The sequence below is a fragment of the Kribbella sp. NPDC049227 genome, from assembly GCF_043197265.1.
GTDB lineage: Bacteria > Actinomycetota > Actinomycetes > Propionibacteriales > Kribbellaceae > Kribbella.
Genome location: NZ_JBICST010000004.1, coordinates 122717 through 141328, shown reverse-complemented (window position 1 = coordinate 141328; position 18612 = coordinate 122717). Strand labels below are relative to the sequence as shown.

Here is an 18612-nt window from a genome sequence, read left to right as displayed (position 1 = left end):
GCTGCGCACGATAGCAGTGAGCGGCGCTCCGGGGCACCCCCGAGGCTCGCCCAGGTCTGGAGGATCGAGAAGCGATGGTGGCGACCAAGCGGGCCCAGGTCCGATCCGTACTGGAACGGCTGATCGATGTCGAGCTGCATCCAGGGGATCCGATCCCCTCCGAACGCGCCCTGGTGGACAAACTGAACGTCTCCCGGGTGACCGTCCGGCAGGCGATCAGCGACCTGGTCGAGTCCGGCGCGCTGGAACGCGTGCACGGCAAGGGCACCTTCGTCACCGGGCCGCAGGTCGACTCCCAGCTGCACCTCACCTCGTTCTCCCGGGAGATGCGGGCCCGCGGCCTGGAGCCCGGCACGGTGGTGCTGTCGGCCACCGAGATCGAGGCCTCCGACGAGACCGCGAAGGGTCTCCGGGTCGCCAAGGGCACCAAGGTGATCCGGGTCGAGCGGCTGCGCACCGCCGACGCCTCGCCGATGGCCTACGAGGTCGGCTACTACCCGTCCGCGCTCTTCCCCGGCCTGCTCGGCCGTGAGCTCGGCACCCTGTACGACGTCTTCGCCAGCGAGTACGACGTCGTCGTCACCTCCGGTGAGCAGACCGTCCGGGCGGACAACGCCGACGGTCACGTCGCCCGGGTCCTCGGTGTGGCCAGGCGGGCACCCCTGCTGGTCCTCGAGCGAACCACCTTCGCCGGCCGCAAGGTCGTCGAGCTGTCCTGGTCGGCCTACCGGGCCGATCGCTACCGGCTGCACATGGCCCTGACCCCGCGGGGCCCGCGATCCGGGTCGGCCTGAGTGGCCGCGGCCGGACCCCGGACGGACATCCGGCCGCAACGAACTGGATCCGTCCTGTTCATCAACTGGTCTACATCCCTGCCGATCGCTCCCCGGCCGCCCGGCCGGTCCGGCAGGCGGGCCGCCGGATACGACGAGGTACCGGGCGGCAATACTGGAGCTCGACCCACAAGAACTGTGTTGTGAGGAGTACCGCGAGACATGCCTATTGCCACCCCTGAGGTCTACGCCGAGATGCTGGACAAGGCCAAGCAGAACCGCTTCGCCTACCCGGCCATCAACGTCAGCTCCTCGCAGACGCTGATCGCCGCGATCCGCGGTTTCGCCGAGGCGGGCTCGGACGGCATCGTCCAGGTCTCCACCGGCGGCGCGGAGTACCTGTCCGGCTCGACCGTGAAGAACATGGTGACCGGCTCGGTCGCCCTGGCGGCGTACGCGCACGAGGTCGCCAAGAACTTCCCCGTGAACATCGCGCTGCACACCGACCACTGCCCGAAGGACAAGCTGGACGGCTTCGTCCGGCCGCTGCTGGAGATCTCGGCCGAGCGCGTCGCCCGGGGCGAGAACCCGCTGTTCCAGTCGCACATGTGGGACGGCTCGGCCGTGCCCCTGACCGAGAACCTCGAGATCGCCAAGGACCTGCTGGCCAAGACTGCCGCGGCGAAGATCGTGCTGGAGATCGAGGTCGGTGTCGTCGGCGGCGAGGAGGACGGTGTCGCCAACGAGATCAACGAGAAGCTCTACACCACGGTCGAGGACGGTCTCGCCACGGTCGAGGCGCTGGGCACCGGCGAGAACGGCCGCTACATCACCGCGCTGACCTTCGGCAACGTGCACGGCGTCTACAAGCCGGGCGCGGTCAAGCTGCGGCCGGAGATCCTCAAGGAGATCCAGGACCAGGTCGGCGCGAAGGTCGGCAAGGAGCGCCCGTTCGACCTGGTCTTCCACGGCGGCTCCGGCTCGACCCTGGAGGAGATCCGGGCCGCGGTCGACCACGGTGTGATCAAGATGAACGTCGACACCGACACGCAGTACGCGTTCACCCGGCCGGCCGCCGCGCACATGTTCACGAACTACGACGGTGTGCTGAAGGTCGACGGCGACGTCGGCAACAAGAAGGCCTACGACCCGCGCGCGTGGGGCAAGGCGGCCGAAGAGGGCATGGCCAAGCGCGTCGTCGAGGCCTGCGAGAGCCTCCGCTCGGCGGGTACGGCGATCAACGCCTGAGGCTTGGTACTGAACACCTGACATCTGTTGCTCCTGACAGATCTGGGGTTTCGAGGGGCTCACCGCCGAGTGCGGTGGGCCCCTCACTCACATCCGGGCACGGACGAGGTCGAACCGGCGGACGCCCGTACGGCGGGATGCTCGGGCGAAGGTGGAACGGACACGGTCGATGACGGCCGCTGGATCGTTGAGATCGGCCCAGGGGATCCAGCAGTGCTCGATCGGCAACGGGGCGGACGGGTCGGGGAGTGGGGTTGGTGCGGCTGACTCGTCCTGGTCCGGCACGAAGTCGTCGTACCAGAAGGGAAAGCGCGGCTCGAACTCGAGCACTGTGCGTTCTTCCGGGAACCAGAGGGACGTGGTCTCCGGCTGACCGGGGTCGGGGGTGTCCGCGTCTGGGGCCGGGAGCGGGGATGGGGTCGGGAAGCCGGCTCCGGCGAGGATGAAGCGCAGCCGTGATTCGGCCACCGACGCCGAGTTCGTGCAGGCGAGGGACGTGATCTCGACCGAGCGTTCATTGCCGTGGTCGTGGGCTGCGCGTTTCAGCGAGCGTCTGGTGACGAGACCGGCGTACAGCGCGGCGTCGGCCAGGACCACAGCCTGCGTCTTGGGCGCGGTCGCCGCCACCTCCGCGATCGCGCGGGCGGGGGAGACCATGCGGAGCTTGTTCCACAGTTGGATGCCTGGGCCGACTGGGTCGCGGATGTGACGGTGCACGCCGCCGACGCAGCCCGGGCGACCGGCGGGCGCGGTCACGTGCACGCGGGACAGGTCGAGCCCCCAGACCGGCAGGGCATGCAGGGCCGCGGCGGATTGATGACTGGCATAGACGTTCGGCCCGCCGGAGCGGAGAACGCGCGACACCTTCCGCAGATGCAGGACTTCTTCAGTGATCAGGATGAGCGACCGGCGCTCGGCATACGTGCCCGGCCGGATCCGGCGCCAGCCACCGGTGTCCAGCAAGGAGTCGATATCCGGATCGGGGTAACCACAAGCCCGAGCGTCAGCCCGAGTGAACACGCCACCCCGAATCGAGGCCATCACGGCAAGTTGAGGATTCATGCCCTAGAACCTGCCGCGATCAGCCCCCTTCGCGGACCACGACTTCGAACCTGTGGAGAACCTGGGGATCACAGCCGATGCCGAACCCACACGTTCGGCTCCACATACACAGCAAAACCAGCCGCAACATCGCACCGCACGGAGACGAGAGCACCTGGAACCTCGACCGGGGCGTCCTGGTCGAACGGCAAGCCGGTCCACCGCCGCCATTCCTCCAGCGACCCGGCGACTAGCCAGGACGTCGGAGCCAGGCCGACGATCTCCCCGCCGGCCCGGACATGCGTCCGAAGCCACGGGTCGAACGGCATGCCGTCCGTGCGAGTCCGGGCGGCGTACTCCTGCATGGGTGTACCGGGCTCGAGGTGTTTACGGCTCGGTCGGACGGGCGCATGGAGCTGCCCGAGTCCAAGGTCGGTGGCAGCGTCCCGGAGGGCGGCCAGGAGGTGGCCGGCTACGCCCTGGCCTTGGAGGTCTTGGGCGACGCTGATGTTGAGCGCGCAGGCGACGTCCGGTTCGAGTCCACGCCGGGCGTCCGCGAACGCCCAGACTGCCTGCTCCCACCCTCCGGCCGGGAGCTCCGCGCGACTCGTCAGCTGTACGGCGTGGGCATCGCCGACGACCACGCCATCAGTTGTCGCCACCAAGCAGGTCGTTGGGAACGTCTCGAGCGTCTGCCAGAAGTAGGCCTCGGACACCCGGTTGTGGCGCATGAACTCGGGCCAACCCGCGACGTCGACCTCTGCCCCGGCCAGTTCCGGCCGCTCGGCCACTGTGGTGATGTCCAGGAGTTGCCCGGACGGTAGTTCAATGCGCCTGGCAACGGGCATGAAAAAAGCCCGTCATGTCTGTATGACGAGCTCTGCGCGGGTTGGAACCCAGGGTTGCCAGAGGAGCGGCATGCCGGCCTCGGCGGGTGTGCGGTTGCCTTTCCGCTCGTTGCAGGTGGCATGGGCGGCCACGGCGTTCAGCCACTCGGTGCGGCCGCCCCTGGATCTGGGTTGAACATGATCCATGGTGTCGGCGTTGTCCAGGCCGCAGTACGCGCACCGGAACTTGTCACGCCGGAGCACACCGTGCTTGCTGTACTTCATCCGCCCGGCCGCGTAGCGCCAGTGGGTGACGACGTACCGGACCAGGCGCAGAACCCGCGGAACCGGAAAAGGGCCGATGGTCCGCTCTCCGTGCGCCTCTTCCACCACTGCGACCTCTCGGACCAGCATCCGGATGGCGTGCTGGATCGAGACGGTGTGCAGCGGCTCGTATGACGCGTTCAGGACTATGACGCTCATCCGGTGCCTCCTTCCGGCCGTAGCTGGGAACCACGGCGGCATTGACGCAGGGTCTCAAGCATCCGTGGCCGGTCGGTGAACGGTCAACGGATTTCGTCAGACGGTCACGTGCCGGTTCGGCTGCGTGATCGGCGAAGATGTGCTTATGGAATTGAACAATCTGCTCTCAGGTCCACCCGAGACACTACTCCCAGTAGACCCGGCCGCGGCGGAACTCGCCGCCGGGGCAGCTGCGGCGGACGTCGCGGCCAAGTTCCCCACGTCCTCGCTGGCCTGGGGCGTGCTGGCCGAGGCGGCCCTGGCGGACGGCCGCACGATCGAGGCTTACGCCTACGCCCGGACCGGCTACCACCGCGGCCTGGACCTGCTCCGGCGGAACGGCTGGAAGGGCCACGGCCCGGTCCCGTGGGAGCACGAGCCGAACCGCGGCTTCCTGCGCTGCCTCGCCGCACTGGGCAAGGCGGCCGCGCTGATCGACGAGAAGGACGAGGCCGAGCGCTGCGCCACCTTCCTTCGCGACTCGTCACCCGCCGCGGCCGATGCGCTGAGCTGAAACCTGGTTGTCGGGCTGGTGACTCGGCGGCATGATCCGTCGGGTGACCAGCCCGTATGCGCAGGACGGATACAGAGTCGGCTTCGACTGGGGACCGGTCGGCGCGAAGGTGGTCGCCGGCAACCTCGTGGCTGTCGTGGACGTGCTGTCGTTCACCACCGCCGTGACCGTCGCCGTCGATCAAGGCATTGACGTGTACCCGTACCGCTGGCGCGACGAGACGGCCGTTGCCTATGCCAAGCAGTACGACGCTCAGCTCGCGGTCGGCAGGTCCGATGCGGGTCCGGGTGACATCAGCCTGTCGCCGGTCACCATCCGTCAAGCGCACGGGGTCGAGCGGCTGGTGCTCCCCTCGCCCAACGGCTCGACAATCTCGCAGCAGCTCAGCGACAGCGGTGCCACCGTGATCGCGGTGTCACTGCGCAACCGGGCTGCCGCGGCCGCTTGGGTGAGTGAGCGGTGCGCCGAGAAGCCAGACCTCAAGGTGGTGGCGATCGCGGCAGGGGAGCGGTGGACCGACGGATCGCTCCGGCCGGCAGTCGAGGACCTCTGGGGTGCCGGTGGGTTTCTGAGCGCCCTGCAGGTGGGTGAGTTGTCGCCGGAAGCCCGAGCGGCGGTGGCGGCGTACGACGCTGTCGCAGACGAGCTGCCCACACTGCTGTACGACTGCGCCGGCGGTCGCGAACTCACGCAGTACGGCTACCCGGACGACGTCGCGATCGCGGCGGAGGTCGACACCAGCCAATCCGTTCCCGTTCTGAGGGACGGTAAGATGAGCGCGTCAACCTGAGCTACGACGTTACTGCCCGTTGATAGAGCCGGTAGGCGGCGCGCGTCCCCGCTTCCTGCCCGAGATATGGACGGTTGTAGGCGGACTCGGACAGACCGGTGCAGCAGGACGCCCACGGTCGGTCCCCGCCCCTCCGGGCAGCGGAAGGTACTACCGTGCCGGCACTCACCGGACGGATCCGCACGCCCGCAGCGACCTACGCAGAAGTACTGCGTACTCCGGGGGCGTGGAAGTTCTACCTAGCAGCGGCACCGGCTCGCATCGGTATCGCCATGACCAGCCTGGGCATCGTCTGGCTGGTCCACAGTTCCACCGGCTCGTATGCCGCGGCAGGCAGCGTGACAGGTGGCTTCGCAGTCGCTGAGGCACTGGCGGGTCCACAGGTCGCACGCCTCATCGACAAGTACGGGCAGACCCGCATGCTGCCGATCACGCTGCTGGCGCACGGCCTGGCGGTGGCTCTGCTGATCGGCCTCACGCTGCAGTCAGCGCCGCTCCCGGTGCTGGTCGCTGCTGGCGTCCTCGCCGGCGGATCGCTGCCGCAAGTAGGCGCGCAGACCTCAGCCAGGTGGTCGCATGCTCTCCGCGGTAGGCCCGGGCTGTCCTCGGCATACGCGCTGGAATCACTCGGCACAGGCGTCGCCTTCATGGTCGGCCCAGCTCTGATAGGTACGGTCAGTAGCCTTGCGAGTCCGGTCGCCGGATCGATCCTCGCCACGACTCTGCTGCTGGCCGGCGGGCTATCGCTGTCTGTGCAACGCAGTACGGCGCCGCCACCGGCAGTGCATGCGCGTGGAACCGGCAAGGCGCGGCTGATGCGTCCGACCTTCCTGGGCCTGATCGGGACCAACATCGGCATCGGTCTGTTCTTCGGCAGCATGCAGGTCTCGGTGACGGCGTACGCACTGAGCACCGGCAGCCCAGGACTCGCCGGACCGCTCTACAGCGTGACCAGTCTGGTCAGTCTGTTCGCCGGACTGGCTTACGGCGCACGGCGTTGGCGTACTCCACCGCTGACCCAGCTAGCCATCGCGCTGGCGGGTCTGGCGTTGAGCTGTCTGCCACTGCTCGTCGTCGACTCCCCGCTCCAGGCAGGTCTCGCGTTAGCCCTTCCAGGCTTGGCGATCGCGCCGTTCCAGATCCTGTCCGCGGTACTGACGCAGGCAGAGGTGCACCCCGCCGTACTCACGCAGGCCTTCACCTGGCTCAACTCCGGCTGCGCCGCGGGCATCGCATTGGGCGCAGCCTTCGCAGGCCGCATCGTCGACGCCCACGACCCGCACTACGGCTTCCTCCTGGCGTTGCTCTCAGCAACAGCCGCGGCCGCGGTCGCCGTCGCACTCAGGATTGGTAGGTGATCTGGCGTTCGGCTGCGGCTCGGGCGGCGTATTCGGCTGGGGTCAGGCCAATTTGTTGCTTGAACTCCTTGGAGAAGTGGGCCTGGTCGAAGTAGCCGAGGGAGGCGGACAGTTCCGCGAGCTCGGCTGCTTCGCCCTCTGCCAGGAGCTCGGCGCCGTCGTGCAGGCGGTAGCGGCGGAGCACCCACTTCGGGCCGACGCCGACGTACCGGCGGAAGAGTCGTTGCAGGGTGCGGATCGGGATGTCGAACTGCTCGGTGATCTGGTCCACCCGGGCCACCGAGCGGTCGGCCGACATCGCGGTCACGATCTCCCGGACCAGCTCGTACGACGGGTCCGGCGGAGCGAGGTGATCGCGCAGGAACGCCTCGAACACCGCACGCCGCCGTACGTCGGACTCCTCGGCGAACATCAGGTCCGCGAGCCGGTCGCCGTCCGGGAACACGGCGGTCAGCGGCAGCACCTGGTCGCGGAACGACGCCACGTCCAGTCCGGTCACCGCACCGAACCCACCGGCCCAGAACTTCACCCCGAACGCTCGCCCGCGGCCGACCAGTTCACGCTCGAACTTGTGGGTGCAGACGCCGTTCACGAACGCGCCACCGGGCTGCTCGAAGGTGACGTTGACACTCGGGAACGGCAGCACCTCGGCCGTGTACGGCTCGTCCAGGTCCCACTCGACGATCCAGTACCACTCCACGAAGCGGCCGACCTCCGGCCCTGCGGCGAGGCGGTGGAGCGAGCGGTGCCGGGCCTGCTCACGCGGATGCAGGATGCCCTTCTCGCTCTCCGGCGGAGTCGTCACCAGTGGCTGTCGCTTTCTTACAAGACCGGTACGGCGGTCAACGGATTGACTACCGACATGACGGAGAACACGGTAAACCCCATCCCCGACGGTTATCACTCGCTGACCCCGTACCTGGCTGTGCCGGACGGCCCGAAGGCGATCGAGTTCTATGTCGAGGTGTTCGGGGCCGAGGTGATCAGCCGGCAGGACATGCCGGACGGGCGGGTCGGTCAGGCGGAGCTGAAGTTCGGGAACTCGATGCTGCAGTTGAGCGACCAGATGCCGCAGATCGGGCTGCAGGCACCGAACGGCGAGTGGGTGCACTCCTCGCTGGTCCACTACGTGCCCGACGTGGACGCGACGTACGCGAAGGCGGTCGCGGGCGGGGCGAAGCCGGTGGAGGAGGTGCAGACGTTCATGACCGGCGACCGCTTCGGCACCGTGATCGACCCGTTCGGCCACCGCTGGGCGATCCTGACGAAGGTCGAGGACGTGTCCCCGGAGGAGGCCGACCGCCGGGTGAAGGAGTGGCTCGCCTCCAACCCGGACGATCTGCAGTAGGCGGCCCGGGCCAAGTCGACATCTTCTGCCTTGGCAAGTGGTGTAGGGCGCGCTGAACCGCGAGCTCAAGCCGCCGGCAGTGTAAAGATGCCGTCATGGACCCCGCCGCCGTCTCCCCCTGGCGCCGACTGACGCGGGCGGTCGTCTATGCGGTTGTCGTCGCCGTCCCGCTGGCGATGCTGGCGTTCCTCGTCCGCACCAAGTACGACCCGCTGGTGACCTTCGACGAGGACCTTATCGTCGCCGCAACCGACTACACCCGCGGCCACCCACGGTTCCGGTCGTTCGTCGAGACGTGGGAGATGATCAGCCAGCCCTGGGTGATGTTCCTGGTCCTGGGCCTGCCGGTGAGCCTCTACGTCTGGTTCGGCAAGCACCTGCGGACGCGGGCCTGGTGGGCGCTGGCGACGATGGCCGCCGGCTGGGCGATCGCGGCCCTGCTCAAGCTTCTCGTACGCCGTGCCCGCCCCGAGATCGACGACCCGATCGCCCAGCACGCCGGGTTCTCCTTCCCCTCCGGTCACGCCACCAACAACGCCATCGTCGTGACCGTGGTCGTTCTGTTGATTTGGCCCCTTGTGGGTACCGGTATCCGGAGGCTGCTGGTCGGCCTCGGTGCGGTTTGGGTGCTCGTGACGTGTGCCGACAGGCTCTACGCGGGCGCCCACTTCCTGTCCGACGTCATGGCCGGTGTGCTGCTCGGGTGCGGGCTGACGGCCGCGTCGTACGCGGGCTACATGGGCTGGAGGCCGCCGACCCCCACCGACAGCACGACGGAAGGTTCAGACTGATGGCGTTCCTCACCCGCTGGCAGGAAGACACGTCCAGACCCACCGCCAAGGAGGCGGGCCGTGACCTGGCGGTCCGCGCACTCGCGCCTCTCGTGGTGTGGTGGTTGGTCGTGGTCGGGATGGGATGGCTCCTCACCGACGGCCCGCTCAAGGAACTGGGCGTCTCCGAGGACAGCGTCAGCAAGAGCTTGGAGTCGTCACGCGCGGGGTTCGGTGACGCGGTCACGCTCTTCTTCTCGTGGACGGGCGCGACGGTCAGCATCATCGGCGTGTGCCTGGTCGTGGTCGTGCTGGTCTGGCGGCGGACCAAGCAGTGGTGGTTCGCGGTCGTGCCGCTCATCGCGATCAGCCTGCAGGGGATCGTCTTCTTCTTCACCCAGCTCCTCATCGTCCGCGAGCGCCCCGACGTCGAGAAGCTGGACAACTCGGCGCCGACCTCCAGCTTCCCGAGCGGGCACACCGGTGCCGCGACCGCGCTGTACTTCACGCTGGGGCTGATGGCCCTGCGGATCACGAACCCAGTGCTCCGCGGTGTGGTGGTCACCGTGTGCGTGGCGATCCCGTTCCTCGTCGCGACGGCGCGGCTCTACCGGGGCATGCACTTCGTCAGCGACGTGGTGGTGGCCGTCGTCAACGGCTCGGTGGCGGCCCTGCTCGCCTGGTGCTGGCTGCGTCGCGGCGAGGTGGAGGATCAGACGCGCGCGTAGCGGGCACGCGCGAAGGAGTACACGCCGTAGGCCGCCAGACCGAGCGCGATGCCGAGCAGGATGACTGTGCCGGCGGGGAGGTCCCGCATCGATCGGAGCCCCCCGTCCAGGCCGGTAGCCTTGCCCGCCCGCTGCTGGATCGCGGCCGTGATGAAGAGGACGCCTACGGCGGCCAGCGCGATGCCCTTGCCGATGTAGCCGACCTTGGCGATGAGGACCACCCACCGGCCCGGGTGCTCCTGCAGGTCCGCGAGGAACCGTTCCCGCCAGCCCTTGTGCACGTGGTAGGCGGCGATGCCGATGACGGCGACGCCGACGAGACCGACGAGCACCCGGCCACCCGGTGCCTCCATCAGGGATGCCGTGAATTCCTTGGTCTGCTTGTTGCTCGACGTACTACCCCCCGAGGCGAACGTGAAGGACATCCAGGCGAGCGCGCTGTACAGCACGAGCTTGCCGGCGGCCTTCGCCTTGTCGGACGCCTCGTGCCGGGTGATGAGCTCGGTGAGCTGCCAGAGGGCGAGCAGGGTGAACCCGACCGCGATCACCCAGAGCAGGACCTGTCCCACCGGCTCCTGGGCGAGTGTTGCCAGCGCCCCTGACTGACTCGCCTCTTGTCCGCCGCCGCTGCCGAGAGCGATCCGTGCGGTCAGGTAGGCGAGCAGCAGGTGCAGGACGCCACTGGCGCCGTAGCCGAGGCGAGCCCCCCACTCGACCACGGGATGGTCACCGGCCTTGGCTGCGGCCCTCTTTGCCTCGCCGCTCACCTCACCGGCCGGATCGCCGCTGCTGTTCATGATGTTCTCCCTCGCCTACAGGTACCCAGGCACCGCCGCTGGTAAGCCCGCAGGCGCCGTGCAACAGTACGCGGATGACAGCTATGGGTCCTGAGGTCGTCGTCGTCGTCAACCCGACGAAGGTCGACCTCGCCGACGTGCGCGAGGTTCTCCAGGACGCGGCCACCGCGGCGGGCGTCGAGGCGCCGACGCTGGTCGAGACGACCGAGGACGATCCCGGCTTCGGCCAGACGCGCGAGGCCGTTCGCGACGGCGCCGTTCTGGTGTGTGCGCTCGGGGGCGACGGGACCGTGCGGGCGGTGGCGCAGGAGCTCGTGGGTACCGGCGTCGCGCTGGGTCTCCTTCCGGGCGGTACCGGGAACCTGCTGGCCCGCAACCTCGGCCTCCCGATCGACTCCCTGGCCGAGGCGGCCGCCGCGGCCTTCTCCGGCCAGGACCGCACGATCGATGTCGGATGGTTGGTCGTCGACCCCGACGAGGACCAGCGCGATGGTGACCTGCGCACCGGCGCGGACAACGTCCACTGCTTCACCGTCATGGCCGGGGTCGGTTTCGACGCCCAGATCATGAATGACGCCCCCGAGGGCGTGAAGGACAAGGCCGGCTGGGCGGCGTACGTCGCCAGCGGCGGCACGCATCTGAACGACGACCCGTTCGCGCTCGACCTGGTGGTGGATGGGCGCACCGCGGCCTCCGACCAGGCCCGCACGGTCGTGGTCGGCAACTGCGGCGAGCTCACTGGCGGCATGGTGCTACTGCCCGATGCCGAGGTCGATGATGGCCGGCTGGACGTGGCGACGGTCAGCCCCGACAGCCTGACCCAATGGATCGGAGTGGCCTCGCGGGTGCTGGCCGAGCGGGGCGACGGACCGTCGCTCCAGCGTGATCGGGGTCGTGACCTCACGGTGCGAGTCGACCCGCCACAGCTGTGCGAGGTCGACGGCGACGTACTGACCGAGGCGGGCCGGCTGCGCTTCGCGGTGCAGCCAGCCTGCCTCGTGGTGCGCGTCGGACGAGACACAGCCTGACGGCACGACGAGGGAGCAGAAATCAGACTGCACCTCGGAAGCGAGACTGTTCTCGTCAGAGAACGAGACAGCGGCCCGCCGGAACCGTCCCCTGCGGCAGTTTCGGCGGGCCGCTGACTAAGAGTGTGCACGCGATCACGCTGAATGGCAAGCCGTCGATTGATGAAACAACTACTTGAAGTGAGCGTTTCAAGACGGTGAGCGGTGGGCCGGCCGGTGGACCGGGGTCCGGTAGGCTTTGGTCGCAAGAGCCTGGATGCGTTGCCGGATGAATGTCCGGTGAACGTCTCCGGGCTTCACCGTTTCCAGCGTCCGGCAGTCGCGGAGTCGTGAGGCCGTCAGCCGGCGCGTGAAGAGGAGGGCTGAGATGCCCGCAATCGTGCTCGTCGGCGCCCAGTGGGGCGATGAGGGCAAAGGCAAGGCGACCGATCTGCTCGGCAACACCGGCGCCGTGATCGACTACGTGGTCAAGTTCAACGGCGGGAACAACGCCGGCCACACGGTCGTGATCGGCTCCGAGAAGTACGCGCTGCACCTGCTGCCGAGCGGGATCCTGACTCCCAGCGTCACCCCGGTGATCGGCAACGGGGTGGTGATCGACCTCAACGTGCTGTTCGAGGAGCTCGACGCGCTGCAGGCCCGCGGCCTCGACACCTCGCGGCTCGTGGTCAGCGCCGGTGCGCACCTGATCCCGCCGTACAACCGGACCCTCGACAAGGTGACCGAGCGTTTCCTCGGCAGCCGCCGGATCGGCACCACCGGCCGCGGCATCGGGCCGACGTACGCGGACAAGATGAACCGGATCGGCATCCGGGTCCAGGACCTGTACGACGAGAAGATCCTCGAGCAGAAGGTCACCGGCGCGCTGGAGCAGAAGAACCAGCTGCTCGTGAAGGTCTACAACCGGCGCGCGGTCGAGATCTCCGAGGTGCTGGACGAACTGCTCGGGTACGCCGAACGCCTCCGGCCGATGGTGGCCGACACCAGCCTGCTGCTGAACAAGGCGCTGGACGACGGCAAGACGGTGCTGATGGAGGCCGGCCAGGCGACCCTGCTGGACGTCGACCACGGGACGTACCCGTTCGTCACCTCGTCCAACGCGATCTCCGCCGGTGCGTGCACGGGTGCCGGCATCCCGCCGACCCGGATCGATCGCGTGATGGCGGTCGTGAAGGCCTACACGACTCGCGTCGGCGAAGGTCCGTTCCCGACCGAACTGCTGGACGCGGACGGCGAGTGGCTGCGGCAGCAGGGCGCGGAGTTCGGTACGACGACCGGCCGCCCGCGGCGCTGTGGCTGGTACGACGCGGTCATCGCCCGGTACGCCGCCCGCGTGAACGGCGTCTCCGATTTCGTCCTCACCAAGCTGGACACCCTGACCGGCCGCGAGAAGATCCCGGTCTGCGTCGCGTACGACGTGAACGGCGTACGGCACGAAGAGATGCCGATGACGCAGACGGACTTCCACCACGCGGTCCCGGTCTACGAGGAGTTCGACGGCTGGTCCGAGGACATCACCGGCTGCCGCACCTTCGAAGACCTCCCGAAGCAGGCCCAGACCTACGTCCGCGCCGTCGAATCCCTCAGCGGCGCCCGCATCTCCGCCATCGGCGTAGGCCCCGAAAGAACCCAGATCATCCAACCCTGACCTCAGTCTGCGGCCACCTCGCACGCCGGGGTGGCCAGCAGTCATACCGTGGTCATACCATGGGTTCGTGACGGTGAAGAAGAAGACTCTGTCGTTCGACGAAGAGCTGTGGTCGGCGGTGGAGCGCCGGGCTCGGGAGGCGAACACGACGCCGTCGGCGTATGTGAACGAGTTGGTCGCCAAGAACGAGCGGCTGTACCGGGGCCTGGAGGCGGTCTCCGCCTGGGAGTCCGAGCACGGCGCTCTGACTGCGGATCAGCTCGACTGGGCCGACCGGGCGCTGGCGGACGCTCAGCGCGAGGCAGCCGACGGCGGCGAGCCGGACGACGGCAAGGGCACGAAGGCGTGACGCAGTTGGTCTACGACGCCGGTGCTCTCATCGCGGCCGAGCGGAACGACCCGCGGCTCTGGGCGATTCATCTGCGCGCGTTGATGCGCGGTGTCGAGCCGAGCGTGCCCGCCGCGGTGCTGGCCCAGGTCTGGCGCGGACACAAGCAGCGTGGTCTGCGACGGCTGATCGACGGGTGTGACGTCGTACCGCTGACACAGGAACTTGCGACCCGGGTGGGCGAACTGCTGGCCGTCGCGGATCGGGCCGACGTAGTTGATGCTCAGGTAGTGGCGTGTTGCTTCGAGTCGGCGGCGACCTGTGTGACCTCGGATCGGTGCGACATCGCACATCTGGCGGAGGCGGCGCGTACCGGAGCCTGGCGTGGCAACACCCGCTGGAAGGTGCCGATCATCTCGCTCTGAACTCCGACGTCAGCGGCCGATGAAGGGGAGGTCTCGGATGAAGGGGGCGTCTCGGAGGTCGTTGAGGGTGGGGCGGTCGATGGTGGGGGTTTCGATGGGGGTGCGGGCCCAGGTGGAGCCTTCGCCCTGGGTGGCTTGGTAGAAGGTGAGGGCGCCGACCGCCAGGAGTACGGCGGCGATGGTCGCGGAGAGCCAGTGCCGGCGGAAGGTGTTGCGGGCGGCGATGTGCGCTCCGCGGCGCAGTGAGGTGCCGCCGGGGCCCCACCAGGCGGTGACCAGTGCGGTGAGTGCGGCGGAACCGAAGCCGAAGGCTGACAGCGGCTGCCAATCCAGATCGTTGGCTGTGGCGAGCACTCCGGTCACGACAACCCCGACAACACCGCCCATGACGACGGGCAGGATCAGGCACGGGAGTGTGACCAGACCCGCCATGACCAGCTGCAACGGTGTGGACGCCGCGGCGACCACGCTGTCGGAGCGGCCGGACCTACCGCGCATCTGACGGCGTCGCATGAGCGCAGTACTCGATCGGTCGACGGTCCGTGCGATCACGAACAGCACGATGGTGATGAGCGAACCCAGGCCCGGGTAGAGCGCAATCAGCCCGGTCAGCGCCACCATCAACCCGACGATGACCGCAGTGCGCTTCCCGGTCGGCGGAGTCTTCTCCGGCCGAGGCGCCTGTGGCTGCGGCGAACGCTCCTGCGGCCCAGGCTGCTGGTACGGCGGTCCGCCCTGCTGGTACGGCGCCGGCACCGGACTCTGCTGCTGGTACGGCGAGGGCGCCCCGTAGTACGGCGCGACGTCCTGCGGACCGCTCTGATACGGCAACGGCATCGCTGCAGGTGGCGCCGCGGTGGGCGTCGGGCTGTAGTTCACCGGATGAACCGGCGGGGAAGCCGTCGGCAACGGCTGAGCCGCCTTCTTGGCCGCAGCGGCCTCACGCAGCTTGTCGCGGATCGGAGCGAACGCCGACAGCGGCGGAATCACCGACGGCACGAGCTCCGCCACGTCAGTGGGTGAGTGCTCGTCCGACGGCATCTCACGAGTCAGCGCGGTCGGCGGGTTCAGCTGCACAGTCTCGGGCGCGGGCGTTTCTCGCGCCGGCAACGCGTCGCGGCCCTCGGCGTACCGGTTCAGCCCCTCCATGATCTCGACCCGCGTCGGCCGGTCGTTCTTGTCAGGCGCGAGCGCCGCGGCGAGCAGTGGCTTCAGCCGCGGGTCGAGTCCGTCCAGATCGGCCTGCCCGCTGTGCACGCGATGCAGCACAGCCTCGAACGGTCCTTTGCCGAACGGCCGCCGCCCGGTGGCCGCGAACGCCGCAGTGGCCGCCCAGCCCCACCAGTCCGCCGACTCCGACACCATCTCGCCCTCGATGAGCTCCGGTGCGAGGTAGCCCGGCGTACCGATCACCAGACCGGTCTGGGTGAGCCGCAGGTCGTCCGCGGCCTGCGCGATGCCGAAGTCGATCATCACCGGCTTGCCGTTGAACATCATCACGTTGCCGGGCTTGAGGTCGCGGTGGATCACGCCGACCTGGTGGATCGCCTGCAGCGACTCCGCCAGGCATCCGGCCAGCGGCAGCCACTTGCGCGGGGTCAGCGGCCCGCGTTCGTCGACCTGCTCGTCCAGCGGGCGTCCCGGCACGAACCGGGTCACCAGATAGGGCTGGTCGCCTTCCAGGTCGTGGTCGAGGATGCCGGCCACGCCGGGGTGACTCACCTTCTGCAGTGTGGTCGCTTCACGCTGCAACCGGGCCCGTGCGATCGGGTCGTGCGCGACGTGCGGGCGCAGTACCTTGAGCGCGACCTCCTGGCGCTCGGGTCCCTCGGCCAGGTAGACGACACCCATGCCGCCCTGTCCGAGCCGCCGGATCAACCGGTACGGCCCGACCCGTTCCTCCCCCACCTCCTCGACAGGCGCGGAAGGCGGTCCCCCTGTGGCTGACATGCCATCTACGGTACGTCGGCAGCAGACCAAGCCGGCGGGATGACGTCTGAGGTAATCGTCTCGATTCGGCTTCTGCCGGAGGCTTGTCGCAGCGGAATCGTCCGAAAGAATGAGGAGACAGTCACCATGACGGCGTACGCCATCGCCTACCTGCGCAACATCACCTTCGGCGCGGACATCATCGAGTACCTGCACCGCGTCGACGCGACGCTGGCGCCGTACGACGGGCACTTCATCGTGCACGGCGACGACGCGGAGCCGATCGAGGGCGAGTGGAGCGGCGCTCCGATCGTGATCGAGTTCCCCGACTACGACCGGCTGCGCGGCTGGTACGACTCGCCGGCGTACCGGGAGATCCTGCACCTGCGCACCGACAACGCCGACAGCACCGTCATCTTCGTCAAGGGGTGCGGGCGCGACCACAAGGCCACCGACGTGCTGGTCTGATCTTCGTGGCCAGATCCTTGCGAACATGGTCATCTCGGCCACTGGCTGGCGTCGCTGCCGGGCGGTTGGGTAGAGCCATGCGAATCGAGATGCTGGTGTTCGACGGTGTGGACGAGATGGACGTGATGGGTCCGTTCGAGGTCTGGAGTCATGCCCGGCGGCGGCCGGAGTTCGACATGGCGCTGGTCGGCCTGGACGGTCCGGTCGAGGTGACCGGGCTGCACGGCCTGCAGTTCAAGGCGCCGGAGGGTCTCGGGACCCCGGACGCACTCTTCGTCCCGGGCGGCGGGTGGATGAACCGGGCCGAGACGGGCTCGTGGGCCGAGGCGCGGCGCGGAGTGATGACGGCGAGGATCGCCGAACTCGCGCCGAGCCTCAGCCTGATCGCCTCGGTCTGCACCGGCGCGATGCTGCTCGCCGAGGCCGGGTTGCTGAAGGGCCGCCCGGCCACGACGAACCGCGGCGCCTGGGCCGAACTGGAGGCGTTCGGCGCGGACCTCAAGACGAACCGCGTCGTCGACGACGGCGACCTGATCACCGCCGGTGGAGTCACCTCCGGCATCGACCTCGCCCTGTACGTCGTCGAGCGGGTGTGCGGAGCGGATGTCGCCGACGGGATCGCGGGCGCACTGGAGTACACCCGCGACCGCGACGTCTACGTTGCCTCAGGCAACTAGGCCTGGACCAGCTCGGGGTAGAGAGCGGTCAGGTCTCCGGAGATCGCCGCCTTCGCGCCGCGGGCGGTGTCGTCGGCAAGTACCTCGTGGGCGCCGGACTCGATCCCGTCGAGTGCCTGCTTGGCGATGTCCTCCGGCCGGGACTTCGGTGCCGTGACGGCGGCCGCCATGTCGGTGTCGACGTACCCCATGTGCAGGCCGGTGACGCCGATGCCGCGGCCGAGCAGTTCGAGGCGGATCGCGTTGGTCTGCAGCCAGAACGCGGCCTTGGTGGCGGAGTAGGCGCCGTGCCGCGCGACCCAGGACAGCGCCGAGTGGGCGTTCAGGATGTGGCCGCCGCCGTTGCGCTCGATGATCGGGACGAACGCCTTGGTCAGCTCGAGCGGGCCGAAGAAGTTCGCCTCGAAGACCGCGCGGATGTCGTCGATCGGCGCATCCAGGTAGGTGTCCGGGGAGCTGGCGCCGGCGTTGTTGACCAGCACCGTCACATCGGGTGCGGCCGCGGCCAGCGCGTCGATCGATGCCTGGTCGGTGATCTCCAGCGGCAGCGGGACCACGCGTGGGTCCGTGCTCGGCTTGGGGGTGCGCGCGGTCGCGTAGATCTTCGCCACGCCGCGGTCGAGCAGGTCGTCGACGATCGCCTTGCCGATACCGCGCTGGCCGCCGGTGACCAGGACGACGGCGCCTTCGAGTGTGGTCATGTCGCTGCTCCTGAGGGTTGGAAACCGATCTGTTTCCATGACTGTAAACCGATCGGTTTCTGAAATCAAATCCAGCCGGTACCCTCGTTCCATGACCACCTCGACACCCCGCGAACGCCTACTCGAGGCCGCGGGCGAACTCTTCCACCGCGACGGCGTCAACATCGGAGTGGACGCGCTGTGCAAGGCGGCCGGGGTGTCGAAGAAGTCGATGTACCAGCTGTTCCGTTCCAAGGACGAGCTGATCGCGGAGAGCCTGGCCAGCCGCGGCCCGTCGTACCAGGCGTTGCTGCATCCGGGGCCGGAGGACGAGCGGCCGGCCCGGGACCGGATCCTGACGGTGTTCGAGCGGCAGGACGAGTTGGTTGCCCAGGGCGACTTCCTGGGCTGTCCCTATGTCAGTACGGCGGTCGAGTTGAAAAACCCGGAGCACCCGGGCTCGGTGGTCGCCCGGCACTTCAAGCAGCACCTGACCGACTTCTTCCACCGTGAACTGGTGAAGGCCGGTGCCGAGGATCCGGGCACGCTGGCGATCCAGCTGACGATGATCTTCGATGGCGCCAGCGCCAGGGCGGTCGTCCGCGCCCAGGATCTGGGCGGCATCGGCGTACTCACCGCTGCCGCGCTGCTGGACGCGGCCGGTGTGCGTTCGAGCGAGCTGGCGACCCAGGCGGGCTGACCCCACCAGGGTC

22 protein-coding genes are annotated in these 18612 nt (G+C 68.6%); 15 read left to right on the top strand and 7 right to left on the bottom strand.

Translation table 11 applies throughout. The annotated features are described in order from the left end of the window. The first annotated feature begins 74 nt into the window (after positions 1-74). Entirely contained in the window at positions 75-794 is a 720-nt protein-coding gene (locus ACGFH6_RS18385) for a GntR family transcriptional regulator (RefSeq protein ID WP_132156117.1), read from the top strand. Positions 795-995: 201 nt separating this feature from the next. Beyond that, the gene (gene fbaA / locus ACGFH6_RS18380; protein ID WP_393385079.1) at positions 996-2021 is read left to right on the top strand and encodes a class II fructose-bisphosphate aldolase; all 1026 of its coding nucleotides are present in this window, start codon (positions 996-998) and stop codon (positions 2019-2021) included. Between the two features lie 87 nt (positions 2022-2108). On the opposite strand, the gene ACGFH6_RS18375 is transcribed toward fbaA, so the two are convergent. The 3 genes from ACGFH6_RS18375 to ACGFH6_RS18365 all read right to left on the bottom strand — a co-directional run bounded on the left by ACGFH6_RS18375 (position 2109) and on the right by ACGFH6_RS18365 (position 4372). After that, positions 2109-3083, bottom strand: a complete 975-nt coding sequence (locus ACGFH6_RS18375; protein ID WP_393385077.1) for a type IV toxin-antitoxin system AbiEi family antitoxin domain-containing protein — start codon at positions 3081-3083, stop codon at positions 2109-2111. Positions 3084-3151: 68 nt separating this feature from the next. Beyond that, positions 3152-3910 carry a GNAT family N-acetyltransferase gene (locus ACGFH6_RS18370; RefSeq protein ID WP_393385075.1) on the bottom strand — a complete coding sequence of 253 codons (759 nt, stop codon included), beginning with the start codon at positions 3908-3910 and terminating at the stop codon, positions 3152-3154. Positions 3911-3922: 12 nt separating this feature from the next. Continuing rightward, on the bottom strand, positions 3923-4372 hold the full coding sequence (locus tag ACGFH6_RS18365) for an HNH endonuclease (RefSeq protein WP_131512166.1): 450 nt from the start codon (positions 4370-4372) through the stop codon (positions 3923-3925). Positions 4373-4517: 145 nt separating this feature from the next. On the opposite strand from ACGFH6_RS18365, the gene ACGFH6_RS18360 reads away from it, so the two are divergent. The 3 genes from ACGFH6_RS18360 to ACGFH6_RS18350 all read left to right on the top strand — a co-directional run bounded on the left by ACGFH6_RS18360 (position 4518) and on the right by ACGFH6_RS18350 (position 7073). Next, the gene (locus tag ACGFH6_RS18360; protein ID WP_393385074.1) at positions 4518-4925 is read left to right on the top strand and encodes a DUF3151 domain-containing protein; all 408 of its coding nucleotides are present in this window, start codon (positions 4518-4520) and stop codon (positions 4923-4925) included. Between the two features lie 43 nt (positions 4926-4968). Continuing rightward, the gene (locus ACGFH6_RS18355; protein ID WP_393385072.1) at positions 4969-5715 is read left to right on the top strand and encodes a 2-phosphosulfolactate phosphatase; all 747 of its coding nucleotides are present in this window, start codon (positions 4969-4971) and stop codon (positions 5713-5715) included. A 155-nt stretch (positions 5716-5870) separates the two neighbouring features. Beyond that, positions 5871-7073, top strand: coding sequence for an MFS transporter (locus tag ACGFH6_RS18350; RefSeq protein ID WP_393385070.1), 1203 nt, complete (start codon positions 5871-5873; stop codon positions 7071-7073). Here the strand turns inward: ACGFH6_RS18350 and ACGFH6_RS18345 are convergent. Continuing rightward, positions 7057-7878: a DUF6597 domain-containing transcriptional factor gene (locus ACGFH6_RS18345; RefSeq protein ID WP_393385068.1), complete on the bottom strand. Its 822-nt coding sequence runs from the start codon at positions 7876-7878 to the stop codon at positions 7057-7059. The two genes, ACGFH6_RS18350 and ACGFH6_RS18345, sit on opposite strands and share 17 nt — an antisense overlap. Before the next feature lie 57 nt (positions 7879-7935). Between ACGFH6_RS18345 and ACGFH6_RS18340 the strand changes: the two genes are divergently transcribed. From ACGFH6_RS18340 to ACGFH6_RS18330, 3 genes are all read left to right on the top strand, one after another. Beyond that, positions 7936-8421 (top strand): VOC family protein, encoded by a 486-nt coding sequence (locus tag ACGFH6_RS18340; protein ID WP_393385066.1) that lies wholly within the window; start codon positions 7936-7938, stop codon positions 8419-8421. A gap of 95 nt (positions 8422-8516) precedes the next feature. Further along, positions 8517-9212 (top strand): phosphatase PAP2 family protein, encoded by a 696-nt coding sequence (locus tag ACGFH6_RS18335; protein WP_393385064.1) that lies wholly within the window; start codon positions 8517-8519, stop codon positions 9210-9212. After that, the gene (locus tag ACGFH6_RS18330) at positions 9212-9919 is read left to right on the top strand and encodes a phosphatase PAP2 family protein (protein ID WP_393385063.1); all 708 of its coding nucleotides are present in this window, start codon (positions 9212-9214) and stop codon (positions 9917-9919) included. The genes ACGFH6_RS18335 and ACGFH6_RS18330 overlap by 1 nt, the downstream gene beginning before the upstream one ends. On the opposite strand, the gene ACGFH6_RS18325 is transcribed toward ACGFH6_RS18330, so the two are convergent. Further along, the gene (locus ACGFH6_RS18325; protein ID WP_393385061.1) at positions 9904-10716 is read right to left on the bottom strand and encodes a DUF1206 domain-containing protein; all 813 of its coding nucleotides are present in this window, start codon (positions 10714-10716) and stop codon (positions 9904-9906) included. The two genes, ACGFH6_RS18330 and ACGFH6_RS18325, sit on opposite strands and share 16 nt — an antisense overlap. A 74-nt stretch (positions 10717-10790) precedes the next feature. Here ACGFH6_RS18325 and ACGFH6_RS18320 point away from each other — a divergent pair, with 74 nt between their 5' ends. The 4 genes from ACGFH6_RS18320 to ACGFH6_RS18305 all read left to right on the top strand — a co-directional run bounded on the left by ACGFH6_RS18320 (position 10791) and on the right by ACGFH6_RS18305 (position 14145). Continuing rightward, a complete protein-coding gene (locus ACGFH6_RS18320) occupies positions 10791-11744 on the top strand; it encodes a diacylglycerol/lipid kinase family protein (protein ID WP_393385059.1) in 954 nt (317 codons plus the stop codon). Positions 11745-12111: 367 nt separating this feature from the next. Continuing rightward, positions 12112-13392: an adenylosuccinate synthase gene (locus ACGFH6_RS18315; RefSeq protein ID WP_393385057.1), complete on the top strand. Its 1281-nt coding sequence runs from the start codon at positions 12112-12114 to the stop codon at positions 13390-13392. 67 nt (positions 13393-13459) lie between these two features. Beyond that, positions 13460-13741, top strand: a complete 282-nt coding sequence (locus ACGFH6_RS18310) for a hypothetical protein (protein WP_393385055.1) — start codon at positions 13460-13462, stop codon at positions 13739-13741. Then, on the top strand, positions 13738-14145 hold the full coding sequence (locus ACGFH6_RS18305; RefSeq protein WP_393385053.1) for a PIN domain-containing protein: 408 nt from the start codon (positions 13738-13740) through the stop codon (positions 14143-14145). The genes ACGFH6_RS18310 and ACGFH6_RS18305 overlap by 4 nt, the downstream gene beginning before the upstream one ends. A 9-nt stretch (positions 14146-14154) precedes the next feature. Here ACGFH6_RS18305 and ACGFH6_RS18300 read toward each other — a convergent pair whose 3' ends face one another. Beyond that, positions 14155-16095 (bottom strand): protein kinase, encoded by a 1941-nt coding sequence (locus ACGFH6_RS18300; RefSeq protein WP_393385051.1) that lies wholly within the window; start codon positions 16093-16095, stop codon positions 14155-14157. A 126-nt stretch (positions 16096-16221) separates the two neighbouring features. On the opposite strand from ACGFH6_RS18300, the gene ACGFH6_RS18295 reads away from it, so the two are divergent. Both ACGFH6_RS18295 and ACGFH6_RS18290 read left to right on the top strand, forming a co-directional pair. Further along, positions 16222-16542: a DUF1330 domain-containing protein gene (locus ACGFH6_RS18295; protein WP_393385049.1), complete on the top strand. Its 321-nt coding sequence runs from the start codon at positions 16222-16224 to the stop codon at positions 16540-16542. A gap of 77 nt (positions 16543-16619) precedes the next feature. Beyond that, positions 16620-17219, top strand: coding sequence for a DJ-1/PfpI family protein (locus ACGFH6_RS18290; RefSeq protein WP_393385047.1), 600 nt, complete (start codon positions 16620-16622; stop codon positions 17217-17219). Here the strand turns inward: ACGFH6_RS18290 and ACGFH6_RS18285 are convergent. Further along, complete coding sequence (locus ACGFH6_RS18285) at positions 17216-17920, bottom strand: SDR family oxidoreductase (protein WP_393385046.1); 705 nt, start codon at positions 17918-17920, stop codon at positions 17216-17218. The genes ACGFH6_RS18290 and ACGFH6_RS18285 overlap by 4 nt on opposite strands. Positions 17921-18011: 91 nt before the next feature. Between ACGFH6_RS18285 and ACGFH6_RS18280 the strand changes: the two genes are divergently transcribed. Next, positions 18012-18599: a TetR/AcrR family transcriptional regulator gene (locus tag ACGFH6_RS18280; RefSeq protein ID WP_393385045.1), complete on the top strand. Its 588-nt coding sequence runs from the start codon at positions 18012-18014 to the stop codon at positions 18597-18599. Positions 18600-18612: the final 13 nt, after the last annotated feature.